At 62.0% G+C, this 19,348-nt stretch carries 19 protein-coding genes and 1 pseudogene; 10 read left to right on the forward strand and 10 right to left on the reverse strand.

All coding sequences use genetic code 11. The features are described 5' to 3' along the window. Nucleotides 1-9 precede the first annotated feature (9 nt). The 3 genes from gcvT (at nt 10) to gcvP (ending at nt 4,580) form a co-directional block, all read left to right on the forward strand. A complete protein-coding gene (gcvT, locus tag IVB05_RS30375; protein ID WP_247779718.1) occupies nt 10-1,155 on the forward strand; it encodes a glycine cleavage system aminomethyltransferase GcvT in 1,146 nt (381 codons plus the stop codon). Between the two features lie 18 nt (nt 1,156-1,173). Beyond that, a complete protein-coding gene (gcvH, locus tag IVB05_RS30380) occupies nt 1,174-1,539 on the forward strand; it encodes a glycine cleavage system protein GcvH (protein WP_247779719.1) in 366 nt (121 codons plus the stop codon). 173 nt (nt 1,540-1,712) lie between these two features. After that, nucleotides 1,713-4,580, forward strand: a complete 2,868-nt coding sequence (gene gcvP, locus IVB05_RS30385; RefSeq protein ID WP_247779720.1) for an aminomethyl-transferring glycine dehydrogenase — start codon at nt 1,713-1,715, stop codon at nt 4,578-4,580. A gap of 108 nt (nt 4,581-4,688) precedes the next feature. Here gcvP and IVB05_RS30390 read toward each other — a convergent pair whose 3' ends face one another. The 3 genes from IVB05_RS30390 to recA form a co-directional block, all read right to left on the reverse strand. Continuing rightward, complete coding sequence (locus IVB05_RS30390) at nt 4,689-5,399, reverse strand: hypothetical protein (protein WP_247779721.1); 711 nt, start codon at nt 5,397-5,399, stop codon at nt 4,689-4,691. Nucleotides 5,400-5,668: 269 nt separating this feature from the next. Beyond that, nucleotides 5,669-6,673, reverse strand: a complete 1,005-nt coding sequence (locus IVB05_RS30395) for a hypothetical protein (RefSeq protein WP_247779722.1) — start codon at nt 6,671-6,673, stop codon at nt 5,669-5,671. Nucleotides 6,674-6,782: 109 nt separating this feature from the next. Next, the gene (recA, locus tag IVB05_RS30400) at nt 6,783-7,871 is read right to left on the reverse strand and encodes a recombinase RecA (protein ID WP_247779723.1); all 1,089 of its coding nucleotides are present in this window, start codon (nt 7,869-7,871) and stop codon (nt 6,783-6,785) included. 1,073 nt (nt 7,872-8,944) lie between these two features. Here recA and IVB05_RS30405 point away from each other — a divergent pair. The 4 genes from IVB05_RS30405 to IVB05_RS30420 all read left to right on the forward strand — a co-directional run bounded on the left by IVB05_RS30405 (nt 8,945) and on the right by IVB05_RS30420 (nt 11,165). Beyond that, entirely contained in the window at nt 8,945-9,124 is a 180-nt protein-coding gene (locus IVB05_RS30405) for a hypothetical protein (protein WP_108519705.1), read from the forward strand. Nucleotides 9,125-10,168: 1,044 nt separating this feature from the next. Continuing rightward, nucleotides 10,169-10,360, forward strand: a complete 192-nt coding sequence (locus IVB05_RS30410; protein WP_247779724.1) for a hypothetical protein — start codon at nt 10,169-10,171, stop codon at nt 10,358-10,360. Between the two features lie 152 nt (nt 10,361-10,512). Next, the gene (locus tag IVB05_RS30415; RefSeq protein WP_247779725.1) at nt 10,513-10,740 is read left to right on the forward strand and encodes a hypothetical protein; all 228 of its coding nucleotides are present in this window, start codon (nt 10,513-10,515) and stop codon (nt 10,738-10,740) included. Between the two features lie 173 nt (nt 10,741-10,913). Then, complete coding sequence (locus IVB05_RS30420) at nt 10,914-11,165, forward strand: hypothetical protein (protein ID WP_247787135.1); 252 nt, start codon at nt 10,914-10,916, stop codon at nt 11,163-11,165. Here IVB05_RS30420 and IVB05_RS30425 read toward each other — a convergent pair. From IVB05_RS30425 to IVB05_RS30435, 3 genes are all read right to left on the reverse strand, one after another. Further along, nucleotides 11,162-11,497 (reverse strand): PilZ domain-containing protein, encoded by a 336-nt coding sequence (locus tag IVB05_RS30425; protein WP_247779726.1) that lies wholly within the window; start codon nt 11,495-11,497, stop codon nt 11,162-11,164. The two genes, IVB05_RS30420 and IVB05_RS30425, sit on opposite strands and share 4 nt — an antisense overlap. A 105-nt stretch (nt 11,498-11,602) precedes the next feature. Next, nucleotides 11,603-11,833, reverse strand: coding sequence for a hypothetical protein (locus IVB05_RS30430; protein WP_025590163.1), 231 nt, complete (start codon nt 11,831-11,833; stop codon nt 11,603-11,605). 81 nt (nt 11,834-11,914) lie between these two features. Beyond that, nucleotides 11,915-12,187 carry a hypothetical protein gene (locus IVB05_RS30435; protein WP_247779727.1) on the reverse strand — a complete coding sequence of 91 codons (273 nt, stop codon included), beginning with the start codon at nt 12,185-12,187 and terminating at the stop codon, nt 11,915-11,917. Nucleotides 12,188-12,420: 233 nt separating this feature from the next. Here IVB05_RS30435 and IVB05_RS30440 point away from each other — a divergent pair, with 233 nt between their 5' ends. From IVB05_RS30440 to IVB05_RS43580, 3 genes are all read left to right on the forward strand, one after another. After that, on the forward strand, nt 12,421-12,882 hold the full coding sequence (locus IVB05_RS30440) for a PaaI family thioesterase (RefSeq protein WP_247779728.1): 462 nt from the start codon (nt 12,421-12,423) through the stop codon (nt 12,880-12,882). 31 nt (nt 12,883-12,913) lie between these two features. Continuing rightward, nucleotides 12,914-14,059 carry an FAD-dependent oxidoreductase gene (locus IVB05_RS30445; protein WP_247779729.1) on the forward strand — a complete coding sequence of 382 codons (1,146 nt, stop codon included), beginning with the start codon at nt 12,914-12,916 and terminating at the stop codon, nt 14,057-14,059. A gap of 479 nt (nt 14,060-14,538) precedes the next feature. After that, nucleotides 14,539-14,670 (forward strand): hypothetical protein, encoded by a 132-nt coding sequence (locus IVB05_RS43580; protein ID WP_256472600.1) that lies wholly within the window; start codon nt 14,539-14,541, stop codon nt 14,668-14,670. Between the two features lie 172 nt (nt 14,671-14,842). Here the strand turns inward: IVB05_RS43580 and IVB05_RS30450 are convergent, their stop codons facing one another. The 4 genes and pseudogenes from IVB05_RS30450 to IVB05_RS30465 all read right to left on the reverse strand — a co-directional run bounded on the left by IVB05_RS30450 (nt 14,843) and on the right by IVB05_RS30465 (nt 19,327). Then, nucleotides 14,843-15,004, reverse strand: a complete 162-nt coding sequence (locus tag IVB05_RS30450; protein ID WP_247779730.1) for a DUF2934 domain-containing protein — start codon at nt 15,002-15,004, stop codon at nt 14,843-14,845. A 263-nt stretch (nt 15,005-15,267) separates the two neighbouring features. Continuing rightward, a pseudogene (locus IVB05_RS30455) lies at nt 15,268-15,560 on the reverse strand (HdeA/HdeB family chaperone). Nucleotides 15,561-16,024: 464 nt separating this feature from the next. Then, nucleotides 16,025-16,420: a hypothetical protein gene (locus IVB05_RS30460; protein WP_247779731.1), complete on the reverse strand. Its 396-nt coding sequence runs from the start codon at nt 16,418-16,420 to the stop codon at nt 16,025-16,027. A gap of 867 nt (nt 16,421-17,287) precedes the next feature. Continuing rightward, nucleotides 17,288-19,327, reverse strand: coding sequence for a pyrroloquinoline quinone-dependent dehydrogenase (locus tag IVB05_RS30465; RefSeq protein WP_247779732.1), 2,040 nt, complete (start codon nt 19,325-19,327; stop codon nt 17,288-17,290). Between the last annotated feature and the right edge of the window lie 21 nt (nt 19,328-19,348).

Here is a 19,348-nt window from a genome sequence, read left to right on the forward strand (position 1 = left end):
GCCTGACGGATGCTGGCACGCGACGAATCTCCCTTAAAACGCACCCCGTTGCACGCGCTCCATGTGGCGCGCGGCGGCAAGCTGGTTCCCTTCGCGGGCTATGAGATGCCGGTGCAATACCCGGCCGGCGTGCTCAAGGAGCATCTGCATACGCGAAACGCCGCCGGCCTGTTCGACGTCTCCCATATGGGCCAGCTCGCGCTGCGGCCCAAATCCGGCAAGGTCGAGGACGCGGCGCTGGCGCTGGAACGGCTGGTGCCGCAGGACATCGTGGCGGTTGCGCCGGGACGGCAGCGCTACGCCCAGTTCACCAATGAAGATGGCGGCATTCTCGACGACCTGATGGTGGCGAATTTCGGCGACCACCTGTTTTTGGTCGTCAACGCTGCCTGCAAGGCCGAGGACGAGGCGCATCTGCGCGCGCATCTCTCCGATACGTGCATCATCGATTCGCTGGCTGATCGCGCGCTGATCGCGCTGCAGGGCCCGAAAGCGGAATCGGCGCTGGCGAAATATTGTGCAGAGGTATCAGCGATGCGGTTCATGGACACCGGACCGCGCAAGGTGGCCGGCTTCGACTGCTTCGTTTCGCGCTCCGGCTATACCGGCGAGGACGGGTTTGAGATTTCGGTTCCGGCCGAGCACGCCGAGACGCTGGTGACGGCGCTGCTGGAAAACCCTGACGTGCTGCCGATTGGCCTCGGCGCACGCGATAGCCTGCGGCTGGAGGCCGGGCTCTGCCTCTATGGCCACGACATCGACACCACGACGACGCCGGTCGAGGGCGCGCTGGAATGGTCGGTGCAGAAAAGCCGCCGCACCGGCGGCGCCCGCGCCGGCGGATTCCCCGGTGCCGAAAAAATCCTCTCCCATTTTGAAAAGGGCGCGTCTCGCCGCCGCGTCGGGTTGAGGCCGGAAGGCCGCGCGCCGGTGCGCGAAGGCGCGCTGCTGTTTGCCGACGCCGCCTCAAGCGAGCCGATCGGCAAGGTCACCTCAGGCGGCTTCGGCCCGAGCCTCAATGCGCCGGTTGCGATGGGCTATCTGCCGACATCGCTGTCCGCCAACGGCACGCAAGTTTTTGCGGAAGTGCGCGGCCAGCGCCTGCCGCTGCAGGTCGCGGCCATGCCTTTCGTTACCAACACCTATAAACGCTAGCTCACCAGAGGACGTTTCATGACGACGTTGTTCACATCAGACCACGAATGGCTCCGCATCGAGGGCGATGTCGCCACCATCGGCGTCACCGACTATGCGCAGTCGCAGCTCGGCGACGTCGTGTTCGTCGAACTGCCCAAGGTCGGCCGAGCCTTGAAGAAGGCCGAAGCCGCCGCCGTGGTCGAATCGGTCAAGGCCGCCTCCGACGTCTATGCGCCGATCACGGGCGAGGTCCTCGAGGTCAACGAGGCGCTCGCCGCCGAGCCCGCGCTGGTGAATTCCGACGCCGGCGGCAAGGCATGGTTCTTCAAGCTCAGGATTGCGGACAAAAGCGAACTCGGCGGCCTGATGGATGAAGCCGCTTACAAGGCACATACGGCGTGAGGCGATGAACCGCTTTACGACCACACACTCACTGTCATCGTCCGCGAAGGCGGACGATCCAGTACGCCGGGAATTCACGGTTCAATCGCTGAATTCCCGGCGTACTGGATGCCCCGCCTTCGCGGGGCATGACGAGGAATGCGGGTATGACGAGCAATATTGAGGAAAGACCCATGAACGCGCCGCTCAAAACCACTGCCGAAGCCGCCACCGATTTCGTGCGCCGGCATATCGGCCCCTCGCCCCGCGACATCAATGCGATGCTGGAGAGCGTCGGCGCGAAGAGCCTCGGCGAGCTGATGGGCCAGACGCTGCCGTCTTCGATCCGGCAGAAGGCGCCGCTCGATCTGGGACCAGCGTTCAGCGAAACCGAGGCGCTTTCGCATATGCGCGGGCTCGCCGCGCAGAACCAGGTGTTCACCTCGCTGATCGGGCAAGGCTATTCCGGCACCATCCTGCCGGCGGTGATCCAGCGCAACATTTTGGAGAGCCCGGCCTGGTACACGGCCTACACGCCGTATCAGCCGGAGATCAGCCAGGGCCGGCTGGAAGCGCTGTTCAACTTCCAGACCATGATCTGCGACCTCACCGGGCTCGACGTCGCCAATGCCTCGCTGCTTGATGAGGCCACCGCTGCCGCCGAGGCGATGGCGCTGGCCGAACGCGCCGCGCAGGCGAAATCGAAAACTTTCTTCGTCGACGCGGAGGTGCATCCGCAGACGCTCGCGGTGCTGCGCACCCGCGCCGAGCCCTTGGGGTGGAATCTGATTGTCGGCGATCCCCTCACCGATCTCGATAAGGCCGAGGTATTCGGCGGCCTGCTGCAGTATCCCGGCACATCGGGCGCGGTGCGCGACCTGCGGCCGGCGATCGCGGCGCTGCACGCCAAGGGGGCGCTTGCCGTCGTCGCGGCCGACCTGCTGGCGCTGACGCTGATCGCCTCGCCCGGCGAACTCGGCGCTGACATCGCCATCGGATCGGCGCAGCGTTTTGGCGTGCCGATGGGCTATGGCGGCCCGCACGCGGCCTACATGTCGGTGCGCGATGCGCTGAAGCGTTCGCTGCCCGGCCGCATCGTCGGCCTGTCGGTGGATTCGCGGGGGGCGCCGGCCTATCGGCTGGCGCTGCAGACCCGCGAGCAGCACATCCGCCGCGAAAAGGCCACCTCCAACATCTGCACCGCGCAGGTGCTGCTGGCGGTGATCGCCTCGATGTACGCGGTCTATCACGGCCCGGAGGGGCTGACGCATATCGCCCGCACCGTGCATCGGCGCGCGGTGGTGCTGGCGGCGGGCCTCGCAAGGCTCGGCTTTGCGCCGCAGTCGCAGGCGTTCTTCGACACGGTGACGGTCGCGGCCGGCGCCAGGCAGAATGAAATCGTCGCGCGCGCGCTCACTGAGAAAATCAATCTGCGGATCGGTCAGGGCCGGCTCGGCATTGCCGTCGACGAGACCACGACGCCTGAAATCGTCGAGGCGGTGTGGCGCGCCTTCGGCGGCATGCTTTCCTATACGGAGGTCGAATTGACCGCGCGCGAGACGTTGCCCGTTGAACTCAAGCGCGACAGCGCGTTCCTTGTCCATCCCGTGTTCCACGCGCACCGCTCCGAGACCGAGCTGTTGCGCTACATGCGCAAGCTCTCAGACCGGGACCTCGCGCTCGACCGTGCGATGATCCCGCTCGGCTCCTGCACCATGAAGCTGAACGCGACCACGGAAATGATCCCGCTGACCTGGCCCGAGTTCGGCAGTCTGCATCCGTTCGCGCCGCCGGACCAGGCGGCCGGTTATCACGCGCTGTTTGCGCGGCTGGAACAATTGCTGTGCGACATGACAGGCTATGACGCGGTCTCGCTGCAGCCGAATTCCGGCGCGCAGGGCGAATACGCCGGGCTGCTCGCGATCCGCGCCTATCATGCCGCGCGCGGCGAACCGCACCGCAAGGTGTGCCTGATCCCCTCCTCCGCTCACGGCACCAATCCGGCCTCCGCACATATGGTCGGCATGGAAGTGGTGGTGACCGCCTGCGACATCAGAGGCGATGTCGATGTCGACGATCTCCGCGCCAAGGCGGAAAAGCATTCCAAAAATCTCGCCGCCGTGATGATCACCTATCCCTCGACACATGGCGTGTTCGAGGAGCACATCCGCGATATCTGCGACATCGTTCACAGCCATGGCGGTCAGGTCTATCTCGACGGCGCCAACATGAACGCGCAGGTCGGCCTGTCGCGGCCCGGCGATTACGGCGCTGACGTCTCTCACCTCAATCTGCACAAGACGTTCTGCATCCCGCATGGCGGCGGCGGCCCCGGCATGGGCCCGATCGGCGTCAAGGCGCATCTCGAACCGTTCCTGCCCGGACATCCCGCAAGGGATGGCAGCGTGCCGGTCGGGCCGGTGTCGGCGGCGCCGTTCGGATCGGCGTCGATCCTGACGATCTCCTACATCTACATTTTGATGATGGGCGGCGAAGGTCTCACGCGCGCCACCGAGATCGCGATTCTCAACGCCAACTACATCGCCAACCGCCTCGATCCGCATTTCCCTGTTCTGTATCGGAATGCAAAAGGTCGCGTCGCGCATGAATGCATCGTCGATCCGCGCCCGCTCAAGACCACCAGCGGCGTCACCGTCGACGACATCGCAAAGCGCCTGATCGACTATGGCTTCCACGCGCCCACCATGAGTTTCCCGGTGCCGGGCACGCTGATGATCGAGCCGACCGAATCGGAATCGAAAGCGGAGCTGGATCGGTTCTGCGACGCCATGATCGCGATCCGAAGTGAGATCACGGAGATCGAGGCCGGCCGCTGGAAGGTCGAAGCATCGCCGCTGCGGCACGCCCCGCACACCGTGCACGACATCGCCGACGATGCGTGGAGCCGCGCCTATAGCCGAGCCAAGGGTTGTTTCCCCGACGGCGTCTCGCGCACCGACAAATACTGGAGCCCGGTCGGGCGCGTCGACAACGTCTATGGCGACCGCAACCTGGTCTGCTCGTGCCCGCCGGTGACGGACTACGCGCAAGCCGCGGAGTGACGCACGCGTAGGATGGGTAGAGCGAAAGCGAAACCCATCGCGGTCATCATCGCAGGTGCGGCACGATGATGGGCTTCGCTGCGCTCTACCCATCCTACACTCATCCCGCTACGGCACGAGCAGGACGGGGTCCCAGCGCCACAGCCGGTCATTGGTGAGCCTAGTGCCACCCCACCAGCGATCGATCGGGTTATGCCGGCTGAAATCTTCGGTGCCGGCCAAAATTGCCTTGCCGAGCGCGGTGAGCGATAGCCGGCTTTCCTTGTATCGCTCGAATCGCTCACGCTCATCGTGCAACTCCAGCGTGAACGGCCACTCCGCGAGGCCTGACACCGCGGGCATCGGGGCAAGCGCAAGCCCTTCCAGGAGAGCACCAGCTTCCCAATAGCCGAACACGCGGCGCTGAAAGCGCTGCTTGAAATGGGGAAACACCTCGAACGGATGCTCGTAGCCCGCCGCGATCAATTCCAGAATTCGCAGTTCGGACGCGCCAAGCCCGGTTGCGCGACCGGGAAGCTCTTCGAGCATTTCCAGAACGCATCGCCGAAGCTGCGGCAAGATGCTCAGATCCCTGCTCAGCAGGTTGAACCACGCATGTGGCGTCGGTGCCCGGAAGGCCTGCCACGCAAGGCTTGCGATCTCAAGATGGTCATCGGTGATGGCGACGCCCATGAACTTCGATTTGGCGAGACGCGCTGGCTCTGCCTCGCCGAGAGAGGCATCCACGTGTCGCAAAATTATCCTTAAGGTTTTCGCCCGCGGGCCGAGATAATCCAATAGCCAGATCAATACCAGTTGGGCGTTCGGCTCGGTTTCCATCCAGAGTTCGACCGTTTCGCAACGTTCGCAAGCCTCGATTAACCCGAGATCCCTGAAGCCGAATAGCTGACGGCGCTGCCGGGGCTCAGAATAGAGCCAACTCGAGTCCGGTCCTTGCGTTGTCCTTTCTTCCAAAAATGCTGCAAGCTCCGCATCGGAACGCGGCGCCCCCCAAACCATCCGAAGCTCGAGGGCAATCACCAGATCGGCAAGACCGGCCGATACAACGCAGCCCGCACTTGAGGAATCTGACGTCAGGATCAAACGCGTCACGGTACGCCTCGTTCAGACTTGCGGGAGGGCTTGATCAGCGCCGGATTCCAGTGCCACAGATTATCGTTGGTCAGGTGCGTGCCGCCCCACCAGCGGTCGATTGGATTGTGCCGGCTGAAGTCTTCCTTGTGGGCGAGAACAGCCTTGCCGAATTCGGTGAGCGACAGCCGGCTGCGCAGGTAGGCCGGGTGCCGGTCTCGCAAATTTTTGCGGTCGAGCGTACGCAGTTCCTCGTCGAGGCCCGCCACGGCCGGTTGGGGCCCGAACGCCAGCCCATCCAGCAAGTAGCCGTATTCCCACTCGCCGAAGATGCGGGTTTGGCGCAGTTGGTAGAAATGGAAGAGCGCATTTGTGAGCGAGTATCCCCGCGCGATCAGTTCGAGCATCCGCATTTCCGTAGCGCCAAGCCCGGTCGAACTTGACGGCAGTTCTTCGAGCAGATCGATCAGGACGGGCCTGAGAAGCGGCAAGGCACTCAAATCCTTGCCGAGCAGATCGAAGCAGGCCTCGGGCGTCGGCGCCCGATAGGCCTGCCAGGCCGCGCTTGCCGTCTCAAGTTCCTTGTCAGTGACATCGACAACCACCGGCCGCCACCTGCCGAGCTGCGTAAGCTCAATCATCGCGAGGTCAATCAGACAAAATTTCAACTTGGCGATCGTCTTTGGATAAGACCGGAAATAATCGAGCAGCCAGACCAGGCTCAACTGAGCATTGGGTTGTACGTCGAACCATAGTTCGACGGCCTCGTAGTGCTGACAGAATTCAGCCAGGCTGAGATTCCTGCGACGCCTGTTCTTGCTCTGATTCAATCGGCTGACAAAGTCCGACCAATGACGCCCGCGTTTGACATCGGGTGTGCGCGGGCCGAGGTAGGTTGCGAGTTCATCCGGCGAAGGCAACTCTCCCCAGCCGAAACGAAAGAAGGAATCAACCGCAAGATCGGCGAATTCCGAGCTGGTGAATTCCGGGATCGACCAGCCGGTCAGGATCAGAGGCTTCATCGCACTCATCCACTACACAACAAAACGGGCGCTGAAGACGTCGGCAACTCAACGTCTACAACACCCGTCCGTCCGTTTCAGGCCTTAACCCCTGAAGCGTTTCTGAAGCTTATTCGTCCGCCGGCTCCTCGCCGTCGGCGTCGCGTTCGGCAGGGCCTGCCAGGATCTGTTCGGCGATCAGGCCGGAATTCTGGCGGATCGCCATCTCGATCTTGGCGACCATGTCGGGATTGGCCTTGAGGAAGGCTTTTGAGTTTTCGCGTCCCTGCCCCAGCCGCTGGCTGTCATAGGAGAACCAGGCACCGGATTTTTCGACGATGCCGGCCTTGACGCCGAGATCGAGGATCTCACCCATCTTGGAGACGCCCTCGCCATACATGATGTCGAACTCGACCTGCTTGAAGGGCGGCGCCAGCTTGTTCTTCACCACCTTGACGCGGGTGGTGTTGCCGACCACTTCGTCGCGTTCCTTGATCGCACCGATGCGGCGGATGTCGAGGCGGACGGAGGCGTAAAATTTCAGCGCGTTGCCGCCGGTGGTGGTTTCCGGCGAGCCGTACATCACCCCGATCTTCATGCGGATCTGGTTGATGAAGATCACCATGGTGTTGGACTTGTTGATCGAGGCGGTGAGCTTGCGCAGCGCCTGGCTCATCAGCCGCGCCTGCAGGCCGGGCAGCGCATCGCCCATCTCGCCTTCGAGTTCGGCCTTCGGCACCAGGGCCGCAACGGAGTCGACCACCAGCACGTCAACCGCGCCTGAGCGCACCAGCGTGTCGCAGATTTCCAGCGCCTGCTCGCCGGTGTCGGGCTGCGAGATCAGGAGCTCGTCGATGTTGACGCCGAGCTTGCGCGCATAGACCGGGTCGAGCGCATGTTCGGCGTCGATGAAGGCGCAGATGCCGCCCTTCTTCTGTCCCTCCGCCACCGTGTGCAGCGCCAGCGTGGTCTTGCCTGAAGATTCCGGCCCGTAGATCTCGACTACGCGCCCCCTCGGCAGGCCGCCGACGCCCAGCGCGATATCGAGCCCGAGCGATCCCGAAGAGATGGTTTCGATGTCCATCGAACGGTCGTTCTTGCCCAGCTTCATCACCGAGCCCTTGCCGAACTGGCGCTCGATCTGGGAGAGCGCGGCAGACAGGGCCTTGGTCTTATCCATGGAGGATCCTTCAACGATACGCAGGGCAGTGGCGGACATAATACGTGCTCCTTATGGCGGGGATTCGCGAGCGGGACAAACGGGCGGTGGCAGGTTTTGGATTCGATTTCGGGATTCGTTGGCGTATAGGAATTTCGTACCACGTTTGTTCTATGTTCGCAATATGTTCTTTTCCCGCGAAGGGTGCGCTGGCCTGTTTCGAACCCTGGTGGCCGGTTTTGAAGTTAACGGTGGCCTAATTCACAGCCTCGCAACAAGATGGAGGCAACGCCCATGGCGTCTCTCTCAACCAGGAGTTTCATCGCAGGTTCGACAATCTGTATGGCTTTTGCAGCTTTGAATGGAGCCGCCTTGGCGGAGTCGCTGGGTTTATCAATGCCGCGCCGCCGTCCGCGCGGAAATGAAGGGGCCCGATTGCCGGATGCCGATACCCCCGAACCCGACGAGCCACTGCAATATACCCTCTAACGCGGAGGTCGAGGTTATGGACAATAAAATCAATGAATGCGTCAAGCGGGGTGGTCCGGGACGATAAGCAAGAACGAGATCATGATGGAGGTCTAGAGGCCGCCTCAGTTGGCGGCCTCTTGGTACTGGCCTGTTGGTATTGGCCTGGGGCGATGGCCGGTTTTTCATCTGCGAATGGCCTGTTTCCGGCCAGTACTCAGGCCCATGATCACGAAAACAGAAAGACCCCGATCAGCAAACCTGCTGCAAATGCCCAGAGGCCTAGCGTGCAGGCCGAAACAATGCGGACGAGAATACGGAGGTCCTGCGGGATCTCGTGGGATCGATCCATCATTGCAGCCGTCCCCCTGCGCAGCATTTGCTGGGGCCGTCCTTTATGGCCGGGCGGCATCCCGGCCGCCCGACCCACGCATTAAATCCTAATTCGGGCCCCGTCTGTCCGGCTTCCGACATTGTCGTTTTCGGTGGCCTGATTTGAATTGGCGAGTGGCCGGACTGACGCCGCAACCGGCAGCGTGCCCGCCCGGACACAGGCCCCACCTTGAGTTCACTTTTGTACCGTTCCCCCCGGAACGGATTCCGCCGCAGTGCGTAATTGCATCGGGCGCGGCGGACAGTAACGGGTAGTAACGGGGAACCAGATTGTGCCGGGCAAAAAATATCTAACGGAACAAGCGGCAACCTTCCTGAAGTTTGCAATGGCCACCACGGATCCGGACGTCGCCGCGGGCTTTCTCGACAAGGCCGCCGACCTTTCGGCCAGGAGTGAAGAGGCGCCGGATGCCAGCCCCCGGCCGCCTGATGTAGAGCAGCCGGAAAGCTAGCTCTCGCGATGAGGCCGCCAACGAGCGGCCTCATCGTTTTATCGGTCCATCTGCAAGTCGAGGCGTGGGTGACGTCGCTTACAATTTTAGGCGTGCTTGCAGTTTCGCCTGAACCGTCCGTCAAGACGCGCACGCTATGTCTTACGGCATGCACACACAGGTTGCCTTCACCCCCGAACCCATCCTGCCGATACTTCAGCAGCTTGGCGCCGATCTCCTCACACGGCTCTTGAGCCTCAACCGCACCCCCGGAGCCCTCGCGGGTGCCGCAGCCGGTCCGGCCGGACGCGCCGTCGAGACCCCATATGCCGCCGCGGCAGCCTTATCCGACGCGCCAGGAATAGGAGGCCGCAAAGCCGCTGGCGACCTTGGTCTTGAGCACTCACCGGCTCGGCCAAGCGCTCCGACGGCGCGCGATCCCTCACACCTGCAGCGGTTACGCAGCTTCCTGCATTCGCGATTCCGCCGATTGATCCGACAAGGTTCAGATGTGCATGGCCGCGAAGGCGCAGTGCATGAAGACCGGCGTTCATGTCGGTCCCTATGGTCCCTATAGCGGCAGGCATTACGCCGGCATGACACGGATGTAGCGGGCCGGCCCGCCACAGCCAAACGACCCCGCCGCATGGGGCTATGCAGCGAGGTCGCCGATGACGGGGGAAATCTGGAGGACCACCCCGCCCTCGCGAGCAGATACGGCCGCTGCAAGGCCCCGTTTCAGCGTGCTAATCGCCCGGCAAATTCGTCTCGGGCCGCGTTGAACCTTTTTCATTCCGCCCAGACAAAACCTTGCCTGGGACATTGCATCACTCGGGGAATAGGCCTGCGCCGCCAAGCGACCATACTCCGCTTGCGCGGCGCAGTGCTTTTCAGCAGGGGCGGAAGCAGGGCCGGCGCGGGAATTCGGACGCGCCCGCGGGGTTGAAACGCATACCGCGCGAGGATTTCTGCCGTGCCGACCGCGCGCGGCAAATCTATTGTAAGCGGATGGAATATGGAACTTTGCGGTTCCACTCCCGTTAAGCAGAGGATGCGGGAGATTCCATGAATCACAAAGGCGTAGAATATAACCTGACCAGGTCTGAAACCCCGGGGTTCTGGCAATGGCAATTTCGGATCGGCGACCTGGTCAGGTCGGGAAATACTGAGGCGCGGCTTGCCCTGTTGGCCGTGCGCCGCGTCCAGTTAAGGATCGATCGCGAGCTGAAGCACGCAGCGCGCCAACTAACGTCCTGATTGGGGTTCGCGCGGGTTTTTCCCGGCCCCCACTCCAGTCCTTCGCAGGCACCGGCGCCTGATCAAGTTTCACATAGTTGCGTTTATTATTTTTGCAATTTTAAGTGTAAGGTTTGGATTCGAAGCGGTAGGGGCCGCGGCGGGATTTTTATATGATCTACAAGGGCGTTGAATTCACCGTGACGGCGGTCGCTCCGGGCATTTGGAAATGGCAGTTCGGTATCGGCGACAGGGTCATCGCGGGCAAAACCGAAGCCAAGCTCAATCTGCTGGCCATCCGGCGGGTTCAGCTTCGGATCGATCGGGAGCTTAAAAAAGCCGAACGGGAACATCCCGCCTCGCTGGATCCTTCTGCCGGCCGCACGTCGGAGAAATCTTAAGCAATTACAATGAGTTGAGACTAAAAGTTGACCCAGGCTAATATGCCCGGTAACGGGCATTGGCCCGTAAAAACCCGGGGTTGATCTTTGCGCGCGCCAGGAATCCACTCCACCCGCTCTTGCGGGTTCTCTGGGCCAATGGCGGCCCCATTTTGCATCTGGTTCAGCTTGCCATGCCGATCTTTTTCTTCAGCGTTCGACATGGCGAGGATGCATGCGTCAACAACGACGGTGCAGAATTTACCGATCATAACGCCGCGTGGAAGGAAATGACCGGCGTCTGCGGGGACATGATCGCGGACATTTCCCGAAAACTCTCCGAAAACGCCGAGTGGCAGATGGAATTACTGGACGAATCCCGGAAGCCGGTATTCCGGATTCGCCTGGTTGCGGAGACGCTGCAGGACACCGATCAAGAGCGCTAGGCGTGCGCCTTTTTGGGAGCCGCATCCGGTTCACTGGCCGGCGCAGCGCCCTTTCGCAGCTCCCGGGCGGAGATGAATCGGACGCCGACCAATTCGCCCTTGCGCCAGATCAACGTGCATACCCGCCGCACCTCGCCACCGGCAGTCAGCGAAAGGCCGAACACCTTCGGCACCGCGAGGTCGCCCACGTCGAGGCAGGCGCCGTTCTCGGAAATGTCGAGGATGTAGCACTGGATCCATGGCGCATCCGGCGCCGGAATCAGGAATCCGGGCTTGCGCAAGTCGACCCGAACGAACTTGCGGGCGCCTAGGTCTTTGCGGTCTCTCGCCATGATTTCTCCTGCGCGGGGAAATACTAGGCGGAATACCTGAATACCGAGTTATCGGAATTCGGCAAAAATCGAGGTTGATGCCAATTCCAGGGTGCAGATGGATTGCTAATCGGCGCTGGCAAGCCGGCGCATCGTGAATTCGATGTCACCGTCAGGCAGCTCGCGCCAGCTTTCGACCGAGCTCATATAGGCCGCCTTGGGATAGCGGTCGAGAAAGTCGCGCGCCCGTGCCCTCGCCTTGTCGCGCGGCAGCGTAAAAGTCTCGCGCAGATAGCCGTCGTCCGGCTTGCGCCGGCCGGCCATCCGGCTCGCGAGATCGCGCGGACGAAAGACCATGTCGTAAACTCCAGACACAGGACGACAGGTCGAATATAGGGCTGGCGGCGAACGAATCCTACTCGCCGCTTTTGCCAGAAGTTACTGGCTGTTGCTGCCGGTCTTGTTCTTCTTGGGCGCCGCTGCGGTCTTCGGTGTGTCGGTGCTGCGCACGGTGCCCCAGGGATCGGAAGAGGCCTTGGCGTCGGGAATCTTCCTCAAGGAATCCTTATAGGCTTTGTCCTTGATCGCATCCGCCTCCTTCTCCTCCGGCGACCTGGACGTGAGTTCCGGTATCAGGTTGATATTGGGGGTCTGCGCGTAGGCCGGCGCCGTCAACAACACCACCACCGCGGCCGCGCTCAGCATTCTCATGACACTCTCCTTTGGGACGCAGACTTTGCGTTTCCGGGAAGGATACCACCGGCTCAACCGCCTCGCCAAGCACGGGCGCGGGTAGCCTTTGGTTCGACGCGCTGAACGCGCCTCCAAGGCGGCCGGACTCGCAGGATTTCGTGCCGTATTTGTGGCCCGCCGCCGCTGTTCCCTTCGCCGCAATGACCACTACAATAGGCCGGCAGCAATATCAGGCGGGGAAACAGGCGTTCATGCAACAACAGCCAGAAGCAACGGAATTCGGCATCGCGGAAGCCAGGCGCGTGCTTGGCGAGGTATTTGCGCCCTGGGTGATGGATCTCAATCTGTCGATCGAGCGCTTCGACTTTGCCCCGCCCGCCGATGCCGCCGACTGGCAGCCGGGCGCGATCCTGCGCCTGCCGTTCTCGGAGCGGTTGTGCCGCAATGGCGGCACGGTCTCGGGCCAGGCGCTGATGGCCTTTGCCGACACCGCGATGGTGATCGCCAACCTCGCAGCCAACCGCGGCTATCGGGCCATGACGACGGTCGACCAGACCACGCATTTCATGCGCGCGGTCTCTTCCTCCGACGTGCTGGCCGATGCGCGCGTGGTCCGCCTCGGCCGCACCATGAGCTTCGGCCGCGTCACGCTTCTTTCCGCCACCGACAACAAGCCGGTGGCGATGGTCTCGAGCGCGTTCGCGATGCTGTAGTCGCGAAGGCGCTGCAGGGTAGGAGTTAATCGTGAGCGCCAATAAAGCGATCAAACTTGCGGTGATCGGACGTGGTCTGATCGGGTCGGCGGCTGCGCGACATGTGTGCAAAATGGGCCATGATGTTGCACTGATCGGGCCCGCTGAGCCGGCAGATTTTTCGCGCCATAACGGCGTCTTTGGAAGCCACTACGATGAGGGCCGTATCACGCGGAGTTTCGATCCGTACCCGTTTTGGAGGCAGGCGGGCCGCGCTGCGATTTCGCGCTACGGCGAGATTTCAGCGGAGAGCGGTGTGGAATTCTACCGGGAAGTCGGCGCGCTTCACGTTGGCCCCGGCGAAAGCACTGATGTCGCTTCGGTTGGCAAAATCTGCGCTGAGGCCGGGATCCTTTGTGAAGCATATGATGATACGGGGCTCGCGGCGCGATTTCCGTTTCTGAGATCAACGGCGGGAATGCAGGGGTATTTCGAGCCGCGGAATGCCGGATACATCTCACCGCGCCGCCTGGTCCGGGCACAGACGATCGCGGCGGAGCGCGCCGGGGCTCGGATCATCGACGAACCTGCCCTGGGGATTTCGGAAAGCGGCTCTGGCGTGACGATCCGGACGAGATCGGGCAGTGTCGATGCCGAGCGTGTTCTCGTTGCGGCAGGCGGGCATACCCAATCACTGCTCGGTCAATCATTGGGTTTTACGGTCTATGCGCGTACCGTTGCGATGTTTCGGCTCGGTGCGGCGGAGGTTCAACGCTTGGCCGGAATGCCGTCGATGCGTTGTATCGGGCCCAAGGGTGAGAATCCCTATATTCTGCCGCCAATCGCCTATCCGGACGGCCAAACCTGGTTAAAGCTCGGCGGTGATCCGGTCGATATTCCGCTCGAAAGCGAGGCGGATATCAAGGACTGGTTCAAATCGGGCGGATCGATTGACGTTGCTGATCGGCTTCAAAAGCAGATCCTTGACCGTATCCGCGACCTCAATTTCGAAGAGCGCCGCGTCGTGCCTTGCATGACCACCTTTGGCGATACACGCCTGCCCTGCATCGGACCGCTTTCGGAGCGCGTAGCGGTTGCATTCGGCTGCTACGGCAATAGCGCGAAATGTTCGGACGAATTGGGCCGGTTAGGTGGCATGGCGCTGCTCGGCGAGGTTAGAGCAGAGCTCGCACCCTGACTGAGTTTTGTGCGGGTTTTTCTGCAAGATATTGCGCGCCCAGGAGTGCTTCGCGCGCCCAAGAGTGCTTCAGGGCCAAAGACGCACCATACGCGGACGGTGAACACGTCAGCAAGAAGTTCACCGGGACCTTTTAGCTATCGAGCTACAAGTTCGCCGTGGTGGAAAAGAGCCACGCGCTCACCTTCGCCACCATGCGGCGTAAGCCGGGCATTCTCATGGATGTCCTCCGGTTCCTCTCAAGGACGCTAAAGCTTCGACAACTTCAGCTTCCCGGACCGGTACTGAAAATTGACTTCCGCCGAGTGGATATACTGCCGCGGAACGGCTTTTCCTAAGCGGGTTTTCCGTCATGGGCGACTGCTCTAAACGGGTAGCGGTGTCCAGAACGTCCTGCGGCTCCGCCCCCGTATTTCTCTGGTCTTGCCGGAACATGATTCCTCTGGCGTCTTGGCGTTGAAGTCCGTCAGGAGCGAACCATGGTCAAAACTGTTCTCGTGATGGCGACCATCACCATCATCGCTTGCGCCGCGGTGATCGCAATCCACGAACTCCTCACCCGTGCGCGCCACCCGCAGGCCGGTCCGCCGCCGCGCCGCCGGGCGTTTTAAGAAACGAGCTGCTGTAGCGGCGGCCGATGCCATCAATTGACCGCACAACGAGAACTAATTGCGCGTCCAAATCGTTTGCTCTTGCCATCCGAGAACTCCGGTTGGCCGCAGATCTTGGAGCTGGTGATCGTCCGGCAATGTGCTCGGATCGCCGTTGGTCCGTTCGATTGCGTTACAGCGTGTCAGGGGTGCGTGTCGGCGAACCTTTGTCCTCGTTGCGCAGCTCTTGTTCAGCCAGGCGCCAAAATTCAGCTTCCCGACCTTCGGGGCGACCCGCTTGCTCCCAAAGCTGATACGCTCGCGCCTCGATTTCCTGTTTGCTGGGTTCGGCCACTACGTTTTCTCCGAGTTGGAGCACGGGCCGCCCTTCAGGCGTGTTGGGGACTTACCGGCGCGGGCCGTGCTAGACCAGCTTGGAGACTGGCCTTGCGGATTCAAGTCCACATCAAGCCGTTAGTTCCTCGATGAGACTGCCCACAAGACAAAGGCCAAGCGGGCGTTACACCGCATGGCCTTTGCCGGGACTGTCCCGCTCCTCGCGAGGATTCCGTCTCCGGTAACAGAACCGCGAACCAGCAGAAACGTTCCGGCCGACGCTCATTTGCCGAGAACGGATTCCGCGGCGTTGACGATGCTCATGGTCGGGTTCTTCCCGCAATAGGTGCCGAACTTCTTGGCATTTTCAACGAACACGTCGGTGTCAATGATCGCCTCGTCGGAATCGCCCTTGTACCAGCCGTCCATCCAGGTCAGCACCATCTTGATCGTATCGTCGCCGCCTTCGATGAACTGCTTGCAGGTCTTGGTCGAGAGATCGAGAACGACGGCATGCGCCGGCGGGATGAAAGCGCGAGCGCTGCGGCAAACAGGATCGAGGCAGTCGTCTTCATGATGAGCGCCATTGGCGTTAGAGGCAGACGGCTTGCGTGTGAAGCATGTGATTTCCGAAAAAGCCGCGCCAGCATGTTTTCCGCCGATCTGGCGCAAAACGAAATTCGAACAGCTGTGCACACACAGGCTGTATCGAATCTAGCTGACCGCAGTTTCACCGCGCTATGATCGGCATCACATATGACGTTGTCAAACCGTGCGCGGATCCGAGAGTCGCCTGATGCATTCGTAGGGTGGGCAAAGGAGCGCTAGCGACGTGCCCACCATCTATCACCGATCGTCCTTCTTGATGGTGGGCACGCTTCCGCCTTCGCTTGTTGAACTGTGGCGGGACAAGTCGCTTTGCCCACCCTATGGCTGGATGAATCAACGATGTCCGGCTGTTGTGTCCTCGTTTGTGTCCCGGTGAGTTGTAGCGCTCGAACGGCAAGGCTCCGATGCGGCAAGAGCTGCTTCTGCCTGGTCACTTAACCCGACTCCATAGCGAGATGACGACGCAGACATCAATCAAAAGGTGAATAACCAAGGATATCCAGGGTGGGTTGGCCGTAGCAATAAGCCTTTCAATGGACGGCCTAAACGCATGGTCACTTGCGGTATGTGTCATAAATTCAGAGATATCTTTTTGTAGTTGCCGATTAATCCTAAGTCCTTGTCTCAACAGCTTCCAATTTCCGAATGCAAATGCCAGAAAGCCAACCGTCACTGCGGCAGCAATGACGGGCGGCAAGGACGAGGCGGCAAATCCATATCCAGCCGCGGCAAATGTCGCTGCAACATAGACCGTCCAGAGGCTATTTATGGTCGTCGTCTGTTGAGTAAAAAGTGTAACGGCGTGATTAAGCTCAAACTTGTCCATTTATCTGCTCCGCTCATCCACACAAGTTGCGGGCCACTGGCACGTTGCGCAGTCTGGTCCGCAGGGTGGGCAAAGGAGCGCTAGCGACGTGCCCACCATCCATCACCGATCGCGCTTCGAAATGGTGGGCACGCTCCGCTTTGCCCACCCTACGATTGCAAACTGATTTGCTTCGCGCACAAGCGCGTTTTCAATGCGCGGCCTGCGACAAATCAACACGACGGGCAAATCAGTCAAAACCTGTCCAGTCCCCTTTGCAAAAATATTCCACTTAACTTGTCACGCAAATCACCTGCATAACTCCGCCCGTCTCACGGCAGATGAGGGGCGTTGGCCATCGTCACGAACGTGCGGTGAGATGCGATGGACGCAGATGGCGCGATAGACGTACGCGCCGGACGCGTACGGCGAAGTCGTGTGGTTCGGGCGCCGCGGTGCTGGCGTCAAGTTGGCGGGAAGTGTCCCGCCGATTACGGAGGCAAAAGAGCCGTTCTCCGGGAAGAGCACGAAGTAAGCCGTAAAGCCATTGCGCAGGGAAGGCCGGAGTGTTCCCGCTGCCCTGTATGCTCGTGTGCATTTTTGTTAGCGCAAATCGCACGCGAGATCGCGGGTGCAGCAAGCACCCGGTCTTCCCTGCGCCCTCTCAAGTCTCGAGGGCAACCAAGATGCAAACCTCGGGCGATCAGCGCCGCGAGAACGCAGTCGCATATTCAACTGTCATCGTCCGCCTTGTGCGCAATTGCGCACTGGGGCGGGCGATCCAGTATTCCAGAGACGTCAATGATTGAACCGATAAGCCGCGGCGTACTGGATCGTCCGGTCAAGCCGGACGATGACCGCGGAGAGCTGTTAGAATGGAAATCATCCTCACGCCCTGCCCACCCTGCTTCGCCGCCAGCGCCACACCAGCATCGCCATCAGCAGCACCACGACCCCAACCGCAATCGCCCCGCTCATGAATCGACCACCCGGCCGGTCGATGGTGCGCGACCGCAGCGAGGGCGCTTCACCGGGCCGCGCCAGGCGGAACGCCACCACGCTGTCGCCGATGGTCGTGCCCGACTCCGAATGACCGCCGGCGCCGATCGCGACATACTGCTCGCCCTTCCACAGATAGGTCATGGGATTGGCAACGCCCGGCACCGGCAGCCGGCCCTGCCACAGCTCCTGCCCCGATCGCGCGTCGAAGGCGCGCAGATAAGCATCCATCGCGCCGGTAAAGACGAGACCGCCGGCGGTGATCGCGACGCCGCTGACGAGCGGCGTGCCGAAGGGAAAGGCGATGCCGAGCGGCGCGCGGTCCTCCGTGGTGCCGACCCGCGAGCGCCAGAGAATCTTCCCGGCCTTCAGATCGACCGCGACCATCTCGCCCCAGGGCGGCTTGTTGCACAGCAGTCCCAACGGCGACGTCGCGACCGCGCGCGTCATCGCGAACGGCGTACCCTGCTGCCGTCCGAAGTCGTGCCCGGGCGGCGGGTTGAACCCGTCGGCCACGGCGGCACGCGGAAGCAGCTTGACGATATGGATCGCACGCGACGTATTGGCGTAAAGGATCTGGTTGACGGGATCGAAGGCGGCGCCGCCCCAGTTCACGCCGCCGCCGGTCATCGGAAACACCACGGTGCCTTGCGTCGACGGCGGCGTGTAGAGACCCTCGTTGCGCGCCGATGCGACCTGCGCGCGGCACACCCGGCTTTCCCAAAATGGAATCAGGCCGAACACGTCGTCGGCCGAAATCTGTTGCGACAGCAGCGCCGGCACGTGGGTCGGAAACGGCTGCGTCGGCGAGAGCTGCTCGCCTTCGGCGCCGCCTTGCGGCACGGCGCGTTCCTCGACCGGCCATATAGGCTTGCCGGTATCGCGGTCGAGCACGAACACAAAGCCCTGCTTGGTCGGCTGGATCACGACGTCGCGCGAGCCTGCGCCGGTATCGATGCGCGCCAGCGTCGGCTGCGCCGGCAAATCGTAATCCCAGACATCGTGATGCACGGTTTGATACGACCAGACCCGCTCGCCGGTCTCGGCGCGCAGCGCCACGACCGAATTGGCGTAGTCGTTGTTGCCGGGCCGCTTGCCGCCCCAGAAGTCCGGGCTCGGCGAAGACGTCGGCAGGAACACCAGGCCGCGCTCCTCGTCCACCGACATCGGCGCCCAGACATTGGCATGGCCCGCGGTCACACCGTCGTGGATCAGCGGATCGAAACTCCAGCGCGGACGCCCGGTTCGCGCATCGAAGGCGCGCACCGTGCCGGCTGGCGCCTCGACGCGGCGGTTGTCCGCGATCGCAGAGCCGACGATGACGGTGTCGCGGATAATGACGGGGGCCGACGTGATCTGGAATTCGCCGGGCCATTCCAGCGGCGTGCCGATATCGAGTTTGATCTCGCCGTTGGCGCCGAAATCGGCGCAGGGAATGCCGGACCTCGCGTCGAGCGCGATCACGCGCGCGTCGTTGGTGCCCATGAAGATGCGCGCGCGGCAGGCGGCCGTCCCGGTCACCTTGTCGTCGACCCAATGGGCCACGCCACGGCAAGTGTAGCGGTTGGCCGGGCGCTGCGCGGCCGATATCTTCGGATCGTACCGCCATCTCTGCGCCCCGCTGCCGGGATCGAGCGCGATGACTTCGTTGAACGGCGAGCAGAAGATCAGGCTGTCTTCGACCAACAGCGGCGTGGCCTGAAACTTGGTCCGCTTCATGACCTCGGGCGCGCGATGATCGAGATCGCCGGTGCGAAACTCCCAGGCGCGAACGAGATTGCCGACATTATCAGGCGTGATCTGGTTGAGCGGCGAAAACCGCGATCCGCCGCGATCGCCGCCCCAATGCTCCCAGGCGGAAGCCGGAAGCGCGATACCGGTGCAGAAGATGGCAACGACGAAAGTGAACAGACGAACCGGATTTCGCATCCTGCCCCCGCAAGCGCAACG

The organism is Bradyrhizobium sp. 170 (genome assembly GCF_023101085.1).
Lineage (GTDB): Bacteria > Pseudomonadota > Alphaproteobacteria > Rhizobiales > Xanthobacteraceae > Bradyrhizobium.